Source organism: Pseudonocardia hydrocarbonoxydans, assembly GCF_006539565.1.
Lineage (GTDB): Bacteria > Actinomycetota > Actinomycetes > Mycobacteriales > Pseudonocardiaceae > Pseudonocardia > Pseudonocardia hydrocarbonoxydans.
This window is the reverse complement of the sequence record NZ_BJNG01000062.1, coordinates 1-13,558: the sequence shown is the minus strand read 5'-3', so window position 1 is coordinate 13,558 and position 13,558 is coordinate 1. Positions and strand designations below refer to the sequence as shown.

Genomic DNA, 13,558 nt, shown 5'->3' with positions numbered 1-13,558 from the left:
CTTGGGGGAGTGGCAGTCAGGGCAGGTGAACCGGTGGTCGGGGTAGTCGGTGCCGCAGTCCGAGCAGATGCGGTATCGGCCGTACAGCCGGTTGTAGTCGAGGTCAGAGAGCCGGGCGACCATCCGGGCGCGTGACTTGGGGCTCCACGCGAAGATCGTTCCTCGGGTAGGGAGGGGTTCGGGGACGTCCTCGTCGTTCGCGGACCAGGTGACCCGCATGTCGATCTCGCGGCGTCGAGCTTCCGCGGCCCGTTCGCGAGTGCGTTCCGCACGAGCAGCGTCGCGGGTCTGCACGCGGATCACGCCGGGGCTGACGACGATCTGCCAGCGCGGCCCTTCCCGCATCACCGAGTCGCGGCCGCCGACGTCGCGAAGGTGGGGGATCAGGTCAGCGGCGGCGCCGACGAGTTCCGGTCCGGGGAACGCCGGGCGCCAGATCGGGTTCTCGTGATCGTTGGCCGTGTCGTGCTCGCGGACAGATATGGCACATGGGACAAGCCCATGCTCTGGCGCCGGCCCGGATCGTTCCGGTGCGGAGGCAGTCGACCCATCGGCCTGCCCAGGGCGCCAGCCTCCGGCGCGCCCTGGTCGGCCGGGGCCGACTGCCCCTCCCGTCTCGACGGGCCGGCGAAGAACTGGGATTGTCGCTGTGCCGATCGGTGCCGTGATCACGACGACCACCGAGCCGAGGGACGACGTGTCGCCGAGGTTCCCAGAGCCGAATCTGACGGCAGCGCTGACGGCAACCCACCGGAACGCGGCGGGGCGCTACGGGTTCGGGCAGGACCAGCGGCCGAGCGTGAGGCCCTGCAGCCCGTGACCGTCGCGACCTGAAAAGCGGTAGGTCGGCGGTTCGACCCCGCCCCTGGCCACCACGTCTCACCTGCGATTACCTCTCGCGGCGGACGTCCGCCGAGCCGCATTGACGGCAACCGTGACGGCAACGTCATCGCAGCCTCTCATCCAGCTTGGCCAGCGCGGCGCGCTTCTCGGCCAGCGATGCGTGCGCGTAGATCTCCATCGTCACGCCGATGTGCGCGTGCCCGACGATGTCCCGGACGACGTGCGGCGGCACTCCGAGCCCGAGCAGCAGCGACACGGCCGAGTGCCGCAGGTCGTGGAACCGGGTTCCGGTGAGCCCTGCCCGTTCGCGCAGCGGGTACCAGCTGCGGCGCAGGTTGTCCGGCTCCAACGGGGTGCCGGTCGTGCTCGTGAAGACGAGGCCGCTGTCCGTCCACCCGTCGGTCTGCGATGCCTCCCAGGCCTGCCGGGCGCGATGGGCGCGTAGCGCGTCGACGCACAGCCCGACGAGTGGCACCGTGCGTTCCGAGCTTCGGGTCTTGGTGGGCACGAGCCGCAGCGCGCCATCCACGCGCTGCAACGTCTGGGTGATTTCGAGATGGCCGGCCGCGAGGTCGACGTCCGCCCACGCGAGCCCGAGCAGTTCGGCGCGGCGCATCCCGAGGTAGAGCGTCATCACGTAGAGCGCGTGGAACCGGTCGTCCGTCGACTCGGCGATCAGCTTGCGGGCCTGCTCGACGTCCACACCCCGATGGACGCGGTAGTTCGGTGCCGGCACCGAGACCAGCCGGGCGACGTTGCGCATGATGATCTCTTCCTTGCACGCGCTCTGCAGGGCGTTCCGCAAGACGGCGTGGATCTGTTGCAGCCGGCGCGTGCCGGGGTACTTGCCGCAGCACCGGCCGACCGCGCAGCACTTGCGCTGCTTCTCCGGCCGGGCCGCGTCGATTCCCTCTTCGCAGCAGCGGCAGCGGTTGCCGGCCCGCAGCAGCAGCCGCCGCACGTCGGCCGCCTGCACGCTCTTGATCCGCTTCCGGCCGAGCGTCGGAACCAGGTGCACGCGGACGATCCCCTCGTAGCCCTCGTACGTCTTGGGCTTGCTGCCCGGCTTCACGACGTGTTCGAGCCAGTAGGCGAGGAAGCGCTCCACGGTCCACGACTCGGACGGCATCGGGATGCCCTCGCGGCTCAGTTGCTGGATCTTCGCGAGCTTGTCGAACGCCTCCCGCCGGGTGCGCCCGTAGACGCGTTGCCGGCGGACCGTGCCATCGGTCATCAGCACGTAGGCCGCGCCCTCGAACCGCCCGTCCTTGCGCGCGTAGATCGTTCCCTCTCCGTTGGCCCGCTTGCGGCCGGCGCTGCTCTCGCTCATCTGCGGCCCTCCCCGTGGTCGCCGGCCTTCGCGAACTCGCGGACGGCCGAGACGGGGATGCGCCGGAGGCGGCCCAGCTTGCGGGACGGCAGGCGGTTGGTTCGGATCAGGTCGAACACGCGCGTGCGGCTGATGCGGAGCGCGCCGGCCGCCTCCTCGACGGTGAGGAACACCGGTTCCATGACGGCGCTCACCAGGTGAGTCCGGCCGCGAGGAGGGTGCCGGAGACGCCGGCGCCGAGGCCGAGCACGACGCCGGCCAGGACGAGCGGGCCGACGCCCTTCGCCTTGTGCGCGAGCGCGATGAGCGACGCGCAGATGAGCAGGACGGTCAGGGCGATGATGGTTGCAGCGGACATGACGGCTCCCCTCTCAGTAACCGTGCGTGGTGGCGGCCGCGGCGATGGCGCGGTCCTCGGTGAGCAGGTCGTCCCAGGTGATGCGGTTGCCCGCATGCCGGTCGCCGATGGCGTAGCGCTCGGCGCTGCTCTGGTAGGTGGCGCGGGCGTACTCCCACTCGGCGCGCCGCTTCACGATCGCCATGCCCTTGTGCGGGAGGCCCATCGCGCGGGTGTGCACGTTGGGATCCAGGCCGGCGAGGACCATCTTGGCCGTCTCCTCATCGTTGACGCGGAGGCAGATCCGGCCCCCGAGCTGGGCACGGACGGCGGTGACGAGCTTGCCGAGGTCGGAGCCGAACCGTTGGCCGGCGATGACCACGTGAATGCCCATGGCGCGGCAGAGCTGCACGACGCGCAGCACGTCCGACAGCAGCTCCTCGGGCTTCACCTCCCCGTTGCGGGCGGTGGCGAGTTCGGCCACCTCGTCGCACCACACGTAGATCCGCCGCAGGGCCACCCCGCGCAGCTGCTCGGCCTCCCGCACGTTCGCCACGCGCAGCGTCTTGAACAGCTCGGCCCGTTCGCCGGCCAGTGCGAGCAGCCGGCCGCACCACGCCTGCACCTCCGGCCCGGTGGTGGCTACGTCGGTGAACCGGCGCCGGAACGCCTCCCCCTCGATCCCGAACTTGAGATCCCACGAGATCAGCACGTCCCGCGTCGGGGCGAGCGCGGCGAGGCAGGTCGCGATGAGGCTCGACTTGCCCGAGTCGGTGGCACCAGACACCAGCCAGTGCGGTTCCTGGTTGAAGTCGACGACGAACGGCTCGCCGGTCTCCGTGGTGCCGGCCACGATGACGCCGCACTCGAGCTGCCGAGGCCGCTCCAGCACGCCGCGCAGCGGGTCGCGGCGCAGGATCGCCAGCTCCACGAAGCCCGGCCGGTCCCACAGCTCGCGAGGCCGCACCGACTGCGCACGGGCGAGGTGCCGCAGGGGCGCGGCCGCCGCGGTGTAGTCCGCGAGGTCCTGCCCCGGACGGAGCTGCACTCGCATCGTCCAGCCGTGTTGCCCGATCCGAACGCGTCGGAGCCGGGGAACGGCGAACGTCTTGGTGCTCAGGTAGCTGGTGAAGTCGTCGCCGTGCACCGTCTGGCGCTGCTTGGCGAGGCCGGTGTTGCCGCAGAACGTGCGCCAGCGCAGCCCGCAACGGAAGGCCGCCCACACGGTGAGCACGTACCGACCGAACGCCACGAGCGTCCGCAGGAGCGCCACGGCGAGCCGCGCCAAGCCGGCCCGGACCGAGACCCACACCGACGGCCGAACCGTCGCCGGAGCGCTCTCCAGGACGAGCGGGAGCTGTGCCGTGTCCGTCATCGCGGCACCCCCACGCGCTGCCGGGGCCGATCGGTGGCGCCGAGTGGCTGAATCGCGGCGAGCCGGCGCCGGATCCGCAGCTCCCGGCGCACCACCGCGACGCAGCCGGCTACCGCCACGCCAACGAACACGCCCACGACGACGGCGGACACGACCCGATCCACAGCCGGCCAGATGCCGGCGGCCGCAGCGACGCCGCACAGGATGGCGGCGGCCGCCATGATCAGCCGGTACGCGGTGCCGTTTGCCTCCGGCAGGGCCGGCTGCCGCGGGTGCGCCCCGCAGCGGCCCGTTCGCCGGACGCGAGCACTGATCAGCGGCCGCCCGCAGATCTCGCAGAACTGCGGCAGGCGCTCGACCGTCCGGCGGGTCATCGCGCACCGCCGGTAGGCCACGTCAGCGCCAGCTCGGCATACTCCCGCGCCCGGCCCCGCGCGGCGCACTGCGCTTCGACGGCGGCGCGCCGGTACACGTGCTCGGCCGTGTGCCGGGACAGCAACGTCCACAGGCGCGCCTCGTGCTCGTACAGCGCCGAGAGCCGGCGGCACTTGCCGGCGCCGACGAGAACGTGGTTGGCGCGCTGCTGCTCGGCCCGGACGCGGTCGAGCGCGAGGTTGATCACGGACGGGGTGGACAGGGCGGCGGTGGCGTCGAGGTCGTCCGTGCCCGCATCCGGTCGACGGGTCGGGATGGTTGCGGTCACGCGTCGGCCCTCCGGGCGTCGTCGGTGGTCGTGTGGCCGGCCATCAGGTCGCCGGCCCACACCCAGCCCTCGCAGTTCGGGCAGCCGTTGTCCATCAGCGCGCGCACGTCGGCCGTGCTGACCAGCTCCCACCCGTGCTCGCAGTCCTGGCAGACCATGACCACCGACGGGTTGATCACCCGCAGATCCGCCGGGTACTTCATCGCGCTACGCACGGATCGACTCCTTGGCTGCTCGGTTCTCGTCGTGGTCGGCCAGCTCGCGCAGCGCCGCGACCGAGACACCATGTGTCCGGCCGTCGAGCGGCAGGCCGAGCAGACGGACGGCGTCGCCCATCTCGCGGCCCGTGATGTGGTCCCAGACCGCGACGGTGACGCCGTCGAGCACGCCGACGACCTCCACCCGCACGTAGTCGCGGAACTCGCAGCCTGCCGCGGCCGACTCGGGCAGCGCGCCGGCCCAGGCCAGCAGGCCGGCTGCCGGCTCGTTCCTCGCGCCAAGCTGCATCTCGATCCGCAGGCCCTCCGACACGGCGTCGTGCCGCACCTGGATGGAGGCGATGACCGGCATCTCGTCGAGCGGCAGCGCGAGGAGCGCAACGCCGACCTTCCCCATCGCGGCCGCCATCTCACCGGCCCGTGCCTGATCCCGCTGGTAGTAGTAGTCCACGTCAGCTCACCGCCTCGGCGGCCGGGCGGGGCTTGCTGCCACCCGTCGCCGACAGCGGTCGGATCTCGGCGCAGCGGTACCAGACCTGCACGCCCACGACCCGCTCGTCGCCGGTCGCAGGGTCCTTCTTCTTGCGCTCCATGACCCCGATCTCGAAGTCCACGAGCTGCACCGGCGTCGCCACGGAGATCCCGTCACCGGGGTTCCGCTCGGAAGCGACGCCCACCTTGATGATCTCGTTCTGCGGCCGCCCGAACTGCTGGAACGCGGCCACGAGCTGCGCCTCCCACTTGGGTGTGCCGTCCTTGGTGGTCTCCTGCCGGTACTGGTCGCCGAACGCCGTCTTGGGCTCGCACGAGAGCAGCAACACCGACATGAAGGTGAGTGCCTGGTCGATCTTGAAGTTCTGCATGGGTGGTTCACTCCTGAGTCAGGACGACGTGTGCCGTCTGTACGCACTGTACCAGTACAACTAGCGAGACAAGAATAGTCGGCTCAGATGGCCGGGCTGGTGCAGATGGGCGCCGGGTTCGTAGGCTGCGGTCGTGCTGACGCTCGATGACTCCCGGCCGACCTACCTGCAGGTGGCCGACGTGCTGCGAGCCGAGATCCGGAGCGGGCAGCTCCCGACGGGGGAGCGGCTGCCATCAGTGCGGGACCTGTCGACGCGGTTCGAGATCGCGCCCGTCACCACGCAGAGCGCGCTACGGGTGCTCCGTGACGAGGGCCTGATCGTGTCCCGCTCGACCCGCGGCTACTTCGTGCGTGACGAGCTGCCGGCCGAGCCGACCGAGTCCGCCGAGTACGCGATGATCCGCGAGCAACTGGCGTCGGTGCAGAGCGTCATGCACGAGTTGGCCGACCGCATCAGCCACCTGGAGGCGGTGGCCCTTCCTCCGGCGGTTGATCCTCCTGGATCGCCACGGCCAGCATCCGCACCCGACGACTCAGCCCCTCCATCTCCTCGGTGAGCTGAACCAGCCAGGCCATCAGCTCGGCCCGCTCGTTGCTGTTCATCGTCATCTGCCCGTCCTCCTGGATCGCGTGATCTCAGAGTCCGTGATCCGCGCCACGTGCGGCAGAGGCACCGGAGGGGGCAGGGCGAGGGGGCACCCGTGCCCCCTGGGGGCGGATCGCCGGAAGCCCCACGGGACGGCAATCGCCTGGGTACGCTGCAAGTCGTGACGGAACTGGACCCGACGCAGCCGGCTTGGGCCGAGCGCCTGCGCCGCGAACGGCAGGCCCGCGGTTGGTCGCAGACCGACGCCGTGACGGCGATGCGGACCTTCTCGGACGTCCCGCTACCGGACGGGCTCAAGGACCAGTGGAAGCGCTGGGAGCGCGGCCGCAACCGGCCGGACGAGTTCTACCGCCCGCTGATCGCGGCCACCTTCGGGACCGTCGTCGAATCGATCTTCGGCGAGAACCGGGCACCGCGGCCGCCGGCCACTGACGAGGCGCTGATCATGCGCAGCGGCATGGACACGCACGAGCTCGTGCAGCGCATCCGGCAGTCGTCGGTCAACGACAGCACCCTGGACGCCCTCGGCTTCACCGTCGAGCAGATGTGCTGCGACTACGCGAGCGCGGAGCCGGCCGCCCTCATCACCAAGAGCCGCGAGTGGCTGACGAACGTCACGCAGATTCTCGACCAGCGATTGAGCCTGCCGCAGCACCGAGACGCCCTGGACGCCGCCGGCTGGCTCACGCTGCTGATCGGCTGCCTGGAGTACGACAGCGGCCAGGCCCGCGCCGCCGAGTCCACGCGCGTCGCCGCGCTCCAGCTCGGCCGCGAGGCCGACAACGCTCCGGTGATCGCGTGGGCGCACGAGATGCGCGCATGGTTCGCGCTCACCAATGGCCGGTACCGCGAGGTCATCGAGGCCGCGCAGGCTGGCCAGGACGCCGCGCCGGGCCGATCGGTCGCCGTGCAGCTGCTCGGCCAGGAGGCGAAGGCGTGGGCGCGCATGGGGAACCACCGCCACGTGACCCGCGCACTGGAGAAGGGCCGCGTGCTGCTCGACTCACTGCCGTACCCCGAGCGCCCGGACAACCATTTCGTGGTGGACCCGGACAAGTTCGACTTCTACGCGATGGACTGCTACCGCCTCATCGGTGACGACAAGTTGGCCGAGATGCACGCCACCGAGATCATCCGCAAGACAATGAACCCGGACGGCACGTCGCAGTCACCGATGCGGACAGCCGAGGCTCGGCTGACTCTCGCCGTGGTCGCCGCCCGGAACGGCGAGCTGGACCAGGCGCTCACGATCGCCGACGAGGCGTTTTCGATCGACCGTCGTTCCCGCCCGTCGCTGCTGATGCTGGGAACGGAGCTCGACGACGTCCTTCGACGCTTCTACCCGAAGGAATCCCGCGCGACCGACTTCCGGGCCACGTTGGTTGCGGCAACCGCCTAAGGAATGCCCTCGCCGGGCGGGCAGGTCTCCGGGATGACCGGGTGTCCTCGTCCGGTGCGGTCATGGCGGTTGGGTGGCTGGGGTGCGGCATCCCGTCGACCTCCCGGAGGGCTACCACACGGCACGCCGGGCGCAGGCTTGGCATCGTCGGTAACGGTTGGGCAGCGATGCTGCGCCCGACGTGCCGCGCGGTCGGGCGATGCCAGGTCGACGGGATGCCGCACGAAGCTCCACATGCTTGCGCTACAAGCTTGTCACCGGCGAGGCCCGATGATCAGCCGTCCGTGTCCGTGAGCCGCGGCCGGCTCGAGCGTGCGACGAGCACTCGCAGCAGTCAGCTCTCCGTAGAAGCTGGGTCATTCTCGGTCCCGGCCGGATAGCGCCCCGTCGCCCTCGCCCAAGCGATGACCTCCCGCTTGTCCCAGATGTCGCCCGAGCGCAGTCGCCGCACCGGTACCGGGAACTGGACGCGCCTAGCCTTCCAGACGTTGATCGTGTTCGCGTCGACGCCGAGTAGCTCGCCGATCTCCGCCGGTCCCACAAGGTGCACGGCGAGGGCCCGCAGGTGGCTCTCATCGGCGTTCGACACACTCTGACCTTACGATCCTCGGACCGGAGCCCCAGGGCGTGGAGCCCTGTGGCGCGACACGCTGACGCCCCGCACTCGATCCACCGTCGGAGATGTCTTACACTGACAAAGTGTCGGTACCTCCTGCGAGCCTGTCTGCTATGCGTGACGAAGACTTCGAGAAGGACGACCCGCTGTACGCCTCGGGCAAGCGCGAGAGCGGCACGTCGTGGACGGTTCTCAACGGCGACAGCAAGGTGGTTTCCAGCGCCCTCGCTACCGGCTCGATCAACTGTGTGATTACCAGCCCCCCCTACTACTGGCAGCGCGACTACGAGGTCGACGGCCAGTTCGGGCTCGAGCCCACGATCGACGGCTACGTCGGAAACCTGCGCGAGACGTTCGCAGCGATCAAGCCGGCGCTGGCCGACGACGGCGTCGTCTTCCTCAACCTCGGCGACACGTACTACAGCGCGAAGGGCCGCCCCCACGGCAAGGACGACAAGCACCGTAGCCGTCGCCTGCCCGGACTCCGAGCAGTGGACGGTCCCGGGCTCGGGCTCCCTCGCAAGTCGCTGATCGGGATCCCGTGGCGCGTGGCGCTCGCCATGCAGGAGGACGGCTGGACCCTGCGGAGCAGCATCATCTGGGTGCGGAAGTCCGCGATCCCCGAGCCGACGAGCAAGGACCGCCCCTGGCGCAAGTACGAGCACGTCTTCCTATTCTCCAAGTCGCCGCGCTACTTCTTCGACCGCGATGGCCTCGACGGCGAGGAGGATGTGTGGTTCATTGAGCCGGACCGCAGGTCGCTCGCCCGCGGCACGCACTACGCTCCGTACCCGCGCGCACTCGTGGAGCGCTGCATCGCAGTCGGCTGCCCGGAAGGCGGCACTGTCCTTGACCCGTTCGTGGGGGGCGGGACCACCATGTACGTCGCCGACGAGATGGGGCGGTCGTCGGTCGGGATCGAGCTCAACCCCGACTTCTGCGCGCTTATCTCCGAGAATATGGAGACCCTTGGCGAGCCGATCGGCTGATCTGTCTGCACCCACGTCATTCACGCAGGGGGGAGCCTCCCACTACGGTGCGTATGTGCCGTACGTGTCTGCTCATCTCCTCCTCGAGGCCGTCAACGCGATGGAAGGAGCCCACGCCCTGACTGTCGTGACGCTGCCGGCACTTCTCCGCGAGGCGAAGCGCCAGGACGTCGACCCGACGATCGCCCAGGTGCCGTACGGCGGCGGCGTAGAGGAGCAATACCTCAAAGACTTCTTCGAGCTGCCCGGCGCTCCCGACCCGCACCGGCCGTACCGCGCGATCTGGAGCAATGACACGCCCTGGCAGACGCGGAAGTTCACCGGCGGCGGGCTTCAGAGGCAGCGCGGCCAGCGCGCGGGACGCGGCGAGGTGCTAGTCCAGCGCAAGCCTGCACAGACCGGGTTGTCAGGGGACATCTGGGGACTGACGCCCACCGCTGGTGCGGACCTGCTGGCGGAGACGAACAAGCCCGTCCGGCTGATCAACCTGGCGCTCTGGACCGGCCGCGACGTCGACACATCGACGATAGACGCCGCGATTCTCAACGCCGCCGGCATCAGCCCAAGCGCGGACGACATCGACAAGCTGGATGCCTGGTTCAAGCACGAGTTCAGGCCGGACCGCGGCGACCTGGTCGGGACGATCTTCTGGGACGACATCCCGGCCGAGTACCGGACCGTCGCGTTCGCGGCCGATCCCGTGTCCGACGAGACCTACCAGCAGCTCGGGGTCCTGCCGCCGGCACCGACCGTCACCGACGACCTGTCGACGGTCATCGGCGCGCTCGAGAGCCAGGTGGCGGCGAAGGGCTTCCAGCTCCCGCCAGGGCTCGTCGGCCGCGTCCTAGCGGCCTGGCTCCGCGGCGACCTGGTCGTACTCGTCGGTCAGCCTGGCACTGGCAAGACCCTGTTCGCCAGCCTGCTAGGCGGCGCGATGGAGCAGGAGTTCGATTTGGACGCGCCGCTGATGATCCCCGTGCGGGCGGACTTCGACGAGGCCGAGCTGATCGGGTACGAGCGCCTCGACGGGACGGTCCACCTCCAGGACTTCGCTCGCGAGATCCTGCTCGATGACGTCCCGCTCGAGGCCCGCGTTGTCATCTTCGAGGAGTTCAACCTGGCCTCGGTGGAGACCTACCTGTCCGCGGTGCTCGTCGCGACCCAGCAGCGGGAGAGGATCGTGCGGCTGCCGAACGGCGAGGTCGCCAGCCTGCCCATAGACACGTTCGTCATCGCGACCTGCAACTCCTTCCGCGACGAACCCGAGACCCGTACCCGCGTGAGCTCGCCGACCAAGAGGAGGTCGACCACCATCACGATGCCGAACATCCTCGGCGACCGCTACGAGAACGACCCCGAAACCGCCGTGGCCGGAGTCGTCAAGACCCTGATCGACAACGAGCGCGACCACGTCGAGGCCCGCGAGAGCGCCGGGCACGCATCGCAGTTCGACTCCCTCCGGCTCACCGCCCTGCGCTCGGTGTCCGACTTCGGGGACTTCAGCGCCGAGGCCCAGCATGCCCTCGTGAGCGTGTCCAACGCCGTCCTCGAGACGTCGAGCGGGCGATCGTGGTTCACGCTCGGAATCCTCCGCGACGTCGTGATGGCACTCGTGATGTCCGAGCGGGACGCGCAGGCGGAGCTCACGGCCGTGGGGAACGCCGTCGCGGACAAGATCGTGCACCAGCTCCGAGGGGCCCACTCGGACGCGCAGCCGCTCCTAGCGGCCTCGGCGGCCCTACCCAACGCAGAAGAGATCGGCCGCCTGATTGACCAGACGATGTCGGGCCCTTCGGACGAGCTCCTGCCGCTCCTCTGAGACGTCCTAGACGTACGGAGGCGACTGCAGGCGGTCCAGGACCAGGCCGATCGCCTGCTCGAGGCCGTCGCCAGGGCCGACGACCGGGATCTCGACCACGCTCTCACCCTGGTCGGAGATCACCCTCGCTTCGCTGCCGACCCCCGGGTAGAGGATCGCCACAGAGGAGAGCCCGTAGAGGTTCTGGTAGGCGGCGACCTCCTTGCGGCTGTCCTCCGAGGCCTGGCCGTCGCCGCCGACCCTGTACTTGGCGTCGAGCACGGCGACCTTCCCGGTCGCCCGCTCGTGGAGCAGCAGATCGGGCCTCGATGCGTCGGGCACCGGGGTCCGCGCCCGCCACGAGGCCAGGACGTCGACCGGTGGGACCGCGTCGTAGTAGAGGTCGAACTCGGGTCCCGTGAACGCGAGCGGGGCAGACCCGAAGATGCCGGACGTCTGGGCGAGCCGGAGCACCGACGCGACGCGGTGCGCGGCGTACGCCTGGTAGATCCGGTCGGCGCTCTCGATATAGCTGTACCGGCGGGCTGGGTCGGCGCTGGCGGTCCATCCGAACCCGCCGACCGTCCGCGCGAAGTCGTAGACCTTGATGTAGCTGCGGTCGGTGAACTCGGGCCCTCGCCGCGGCAGGGCGAGCGCGTTCGGCTTCAGGCGGAGCTTGACGGCGAGCGGCTGGGTGGAGAGGCGTCCGACGCGCTCGCGCCAAAGCCGGCACCGGGCCATCGGCACGGCCGGGAGCTGCGCACGCATCAGCTCGGACAGCAGCTGGTGGAGGAGGCCCAGCAGATGCACCGCACGGCGGTTGGGCACCGTGTCCACGGTGCGCTGGCGGCGGCGCGCCACCACCCGGGCCGGGTTGTAGGCGCGCCCGGCGACGGTCAGCAGGCCGCCTTCCTGCTCGACCACGTTCCGCTGGGGGTCGGACCTGAGGAATCGCATCGTGGGGACCGCGAGGACAGAGCTCCCGCCCCGGCGGCTCAGCACGCGGATCGAGACGTCGTCGGTCCTCGGGGCGGTGAGGACGCCCTGGATGGCGTCCAGAGCATCGTTCGCGTTCGCGTCGAGCCAGCCGTAGACGACGTGCGGGTCCAGGTAGCCGCTGCCGTCCGAGAACAATGCCTGCCCGGTCCACCCGGTGCCCAAGTTCTTGAGGTGACTCAACATCCGCGTGATGCCCTCGAGCCGCAGCTTGTGGTCCTCGGTGGCGAACCAAAACGCTTGGCCGTCGATCTCGACGCGGTGGAAGCCCGTAGACCGGGTGTAGTCGAGCGCGAGGACGCCCGTGGGGCCAGCCGAGAGCCGGCGGTCGACGCCGTCGACCCGGATCCTGCGGCCGACGTGGCCGGTCACACTCAGGACGATCGGCCCGGAAGCCACCGTGACCCCCTGGTCCTTTAGCTCGACCTCGCCGGACCGGGCCACGACGGACACTCGTGCCCGGATCATGGTGGGGGTGGGATTCGAGGTCACTCGAGCAGGCTACGGCCCCGGAAACGCCGTGCCCGGCCGGATTGCGCTGCGTCCATCGAACCGCCCGGCTGCAGGGCGCGGTCACGGCTGCTCAGACTGATCCGTCGTCTGGTTTGGCAGGATCTCCGCGAGATAGCGGGCGAGCTGGGAGGCGAACGCGGGTCCGTCGTTGACCGTGGCGAATCCGCGGCTATGCGCGAATAGGCGCTTGCGCACGGCGGTTTGTCTGTAGCGAACGCGGCCGGTGTCCTGCTCGACCCGAACGCGTACGACCCTCTTCGTGAGCTGCTTGGAGAGATACCAGCGGCGCATGACGCGGCCCGCTGCGATCCCGACTGGAGGGGTGACCTCCCGAACCGCGAGCGCGGGACGGAGGCCGCGGTAACCCCAGAAGCGGCCGGCGCCGACGGTGTCCACGAGCTGCGCGTCGCCGCTGCCGCAGTCGGGGCACTCGTCGCGGTCCTCATCGAACTCGCGGCCGCAGTCGTCGCAGACGAGCGAGGTGGTCAACCACTCGCGGGGCACGCGGTGTTGGTACTCCTTGGCGCCGGCCGCGCCGTACTTGGCGAAGTAGATCGCCATGCGGCGCGGGTCGGTGAGCTTGATGCCCTCGGCATAGTCGACGCCCGTTCCGGCCGCGAGGTGTCGGCGGCGCTGTTCGGGGTCGGGGTGGGCGACGATGTCGGCCCAAGTGATCGAGAGCCACTGTCGGAAGTCGACCGTTCGGGGCTGACCGGTGTGCGGGTCGTTGATCGACGTGAAGCCCATCGGCGGGGTGGTCGAGAGGTGCATGTGCGGGGCGCCGCGAGCTTGGAACTCCTGCTTCCACGGCCCGATCAGGGGTTCGCCCCAGGCGCGTTCGTAGCGCTTGCACAGCGCCCAGAAGTGGCGCTTGGCGCTCTCGGCGGTCGGGGCGACGGTGAGCCAGTCGCCGGGGTAGGTGAGCGTGATCATCGCGGGGAGCCGGTTGGAGCGGTCGACGGCGACGAA

General features: G+C 70.1%; 17 protein-coding genes. 4 read left to right on the top strand and 13 right to left on the bottom strand.

What is annotated here, in order from left to right:
• The 10 genes from PHY01_RS27285 to PHY01_RS25565 all read right to left on the bottom strand — a co-directional run.
• The coding region (locus tag PHY01_RS27285) for a hydrogenase maturation nickel metallochaperone HypA (RefSeq protein WP_218030348.1) at positions 1-303 on the bottom strand (303 nt) is incomplete at its 3' end.
• 643 nt (positions 304-946) lie between these two features.
• A complete protein-coding gene (locus PHY01_RS25600; protein ID WP_141282768.1) occupies positions 947-2,173 on the bottom strand; it encodes a site-specific integrase in 1,227 nt (408 codons plus the stop codon).
• A complete protein-coding gene (locus PHY01_RS25595; RefSeq protein ID WP_246086153.1) occupies positions 2,170-2,367 on the bottom strand; it encodes a helix-turn-helix domain-containing protein in 198 nt (65 codons plus the stop codon). Before PHY01_RS25595 ends, PHY01_RS25600 begins: the two co-directional genes overlap by 4 nt.
• Positions 2,364-2,531 (bottom strand): hypothetical protein, encoded by a 168-nt coding sequence (locus PHY01_RS26770; protein ID WP_170183985.1) that lies wholly within the window; start codon positions 2,529-2,531, stop codon positions 2,364-2,366. Before PHY01_RS26770 ends, PHY01_RS25595 begins: the two co-directional genes overlap by 4 nt.
• Positions 2,532-2,544: 13 nt before the next feature.
• The gene (locus tag PHY01_RS25590; RefSeq protein WP_141282766.1) at positions 2,545-3,885 is read right to left on the bottom strand and encodes an FtsK/SpoIIIE domain-containing protein; all 1,341 of its coding nucleotides are present in this window, start codon (positions 3,883-3,885) and stop codon (positions 2,545-2,547) included.
• Positions 3,882-4,259 (bottom strand): hypothetical protein, encoded by a 378-nt coding sequence (locus tag PHY01_RS25585; RefSeq protein ID WP_141282764.1) that lies wholly within the window; start codon positions 4,257-4,259, stop codon positions 3,882-3,884. The genes PHY01_RS25590 and PHY01_RS25585 overlap by 4 nt, the downstream gene beginning before the upstream one ends.
• Positions 4,256-4,588: a hypothetical protein gene (locus tag PHY01_RS25580; protein ID WP_141282762.1), complete on the bottom strand. Its 333-nt coding sequence runs from the start codon at positions 4,586-4,588 to the stop codon at positions 4,256-4,258. The genes PHY01_RS25585 and PHY01_RS25580 overlap by 4 nt, the downstream gene beginning before the upstream one ends.
• Positions 4,585-4,803 carry a hypothetical protein gene (locus PHY01_RS25575; RefSeq protein WP_141282760.1) on the bottom strand — a complete coding sequence of 73 codons (219 nt, stop codon included), beginning with the start codon at positions 4,801-4,803 and terminating at the stop codon, positions 4,585-4,587. Before PHY01_RS25575 ends, PHY01_RS25580 begins: the two co-directional genes overlap by 4 nt.
• Positions 4,796-5,257: a hypothetical protein gene (locus tag PHY01_RS25570; RefSeq protein WP_141282758.1), complete on the bottom strand. Its 462-nt coding sequence runs from the start codon at positions 5,255-5,257 to the stop codon at positions 4,796-4,798. The genes PHY01_RS25575 and PHY01_RS25570 overlap by 8 nt, the downstream gene beginning before the upstream one ends.
• A 1-nt stretch (position 5,258) precedes the next feature.
• The gene (locus PHY01_RS25565; RefSeq protein ID WP_141282756.1) at positions 5,259-5,669 is read right to left on the bottom strand and encodes a hypothetical protein; all 411 of its coding nucleotides are present in this window, start codon (positions 5,667-5,669) and stop codon (positions 5,259-5,261) included.
• Between the two features lie 133 nt (positions 5,670-5,802).
• Here PHY01_RS25565 and PHY01_RS25560 point away from each other — a divergent pair, with 133 nt between their 5' ends.
• Entirely contained in the window at positions 5,803-6,228 is a 426-nt protein-coding gene (locus tag PHY01_RS25560; RefSeq protein ID WP_141282755.1) for a GntR family transcriptional regulator, read from the top strand.
• Positions 6,229-6,438: 210 nt separating this feature from the next.
• On the top strand, positions 6,439-7,677 hold the full coding sequence (locus tag PHY01_RS25555; RefSeq protein ID WP_218030347.1) for a helix-turn-helix domain-containing protein: 1,239 nt from the start codon (positions 6,439-6,441) through the stop codon (positions 7,675-7,677).
• A 334-nt stretch (positions 7,678-8,011) separates the two neighbouring features.
• On the opposite strand, the gene PHY01_RS25550 is transcribed toward PHY01_RS25555, so the two are convergent.
• Positions 8,012-8,266, bottom strand: coding sequence for a hypothetical protein (locus PHY01_RS25550; protein ID WP_141282753.1), 255 nt, complete (start codon positions 8,264-8,266; stop codon positions 8,012-8,014).
• A 140-nt stretch (positions 8,267-8,406) separates the two neighbouring features.
• Here PHY01_RS25550 and PHY01_RS25545 point away from each other — a divergent pair, with 140 nt between their 5' ends.
• A complete protein-coding gene (locus PHY01_RS25545; protein ID WP_170183984.1) occupies positions 8,407-9,282 on the top strand; it encodes a DNA-methyltransferase in 876 nt (291 codons plus the stop codon).
• Positions 9,283-9,409: 127 nt separating this feature from the next.
• Positions 9,410-11,101 carry an AAA family ATPase gene (locus PHY01_RS25540; RefSeq protein WP_141282749.1) on the top strand — a complete coding sequence of 564 codons (1,692 nt, stop codon included), beginning with the start codon at positions 9,410-9,412 and terminating at the stop codon, positions 11,099-11,101.
• Between the two features lie 6 nt (positions 11,102-11,107).
• Here the strand turns inward: PHY01_RS25540 and PHY01_RS25535 are convergent, their stop codons facing one another.
• Positions 11,108-12,520, bottom strand: coding sequence for a hypothetical protein (locus PHY01_RS25535; RefSeq protein ID WP_141282747.1), 1,413 nt, complete (start codon positions 12,518-12,520; stop codon positions 11,108-11,110).
• Positions 12,521-12,649: 129 nt separating this feature from the next.
• Positions 12,650-13,558: hypothetical protein (locus PHY01_RS26765; protein WP_218030345.1), on the bottom strand; the 909-nt coding region annotated here is incomplete at its 5' end.

What these genes read in the sequence shown, in the direction of transcription:
- PHY01_RS26770 (WP_170183985.1), bottom strand. Translation starts at nt 2,531, where the DNA reads ATGTCCGCTGCAACCATCATCGCCCTGACCGTCCTGCTCATCTGCGCG.
- PHY01_RS25590 (WP_141282766.1), bottom strand. Translation starts at nt 3,885, where the DNA reads ATGACGGACACGGCACAGCTCCCGCTCGTCCTGGAGAGCGCTCCGGCG.
- PHY01_RS25545 (WP_170183984.1), top strand. Translation starts at nt 8,407, where the DNA reads ATGCGTGACGAAGACTTCGAGAAGGACGACCCGCTGTACGCCTCGGGC.
- PHY01_RS25600 (WP_141282768.1), bottom strand. Translation starts at nt 2,173, where the DNA reads ATGAGCGAGAGCAGCGCCGGCCGCAAGCGGGCCAACGGAGAGGGAACG.
- PHY01_RS25585 (WP_141282764.1), bottom strand. Translation starts at nt 4,259, where the DNA reads ATGACCCGCCGGACGGTCGAGCGCCTGCCGCAGTTCTGCGAGATCTGC.
- PHY01_RS25565 (WP_141282756.1), bottom strand. Translation starts at nt 5,669, where the DNA reads ATGCAGAACTTCAAGATCGACCAGGCACTCACCTTCATGTCGGTGTTG.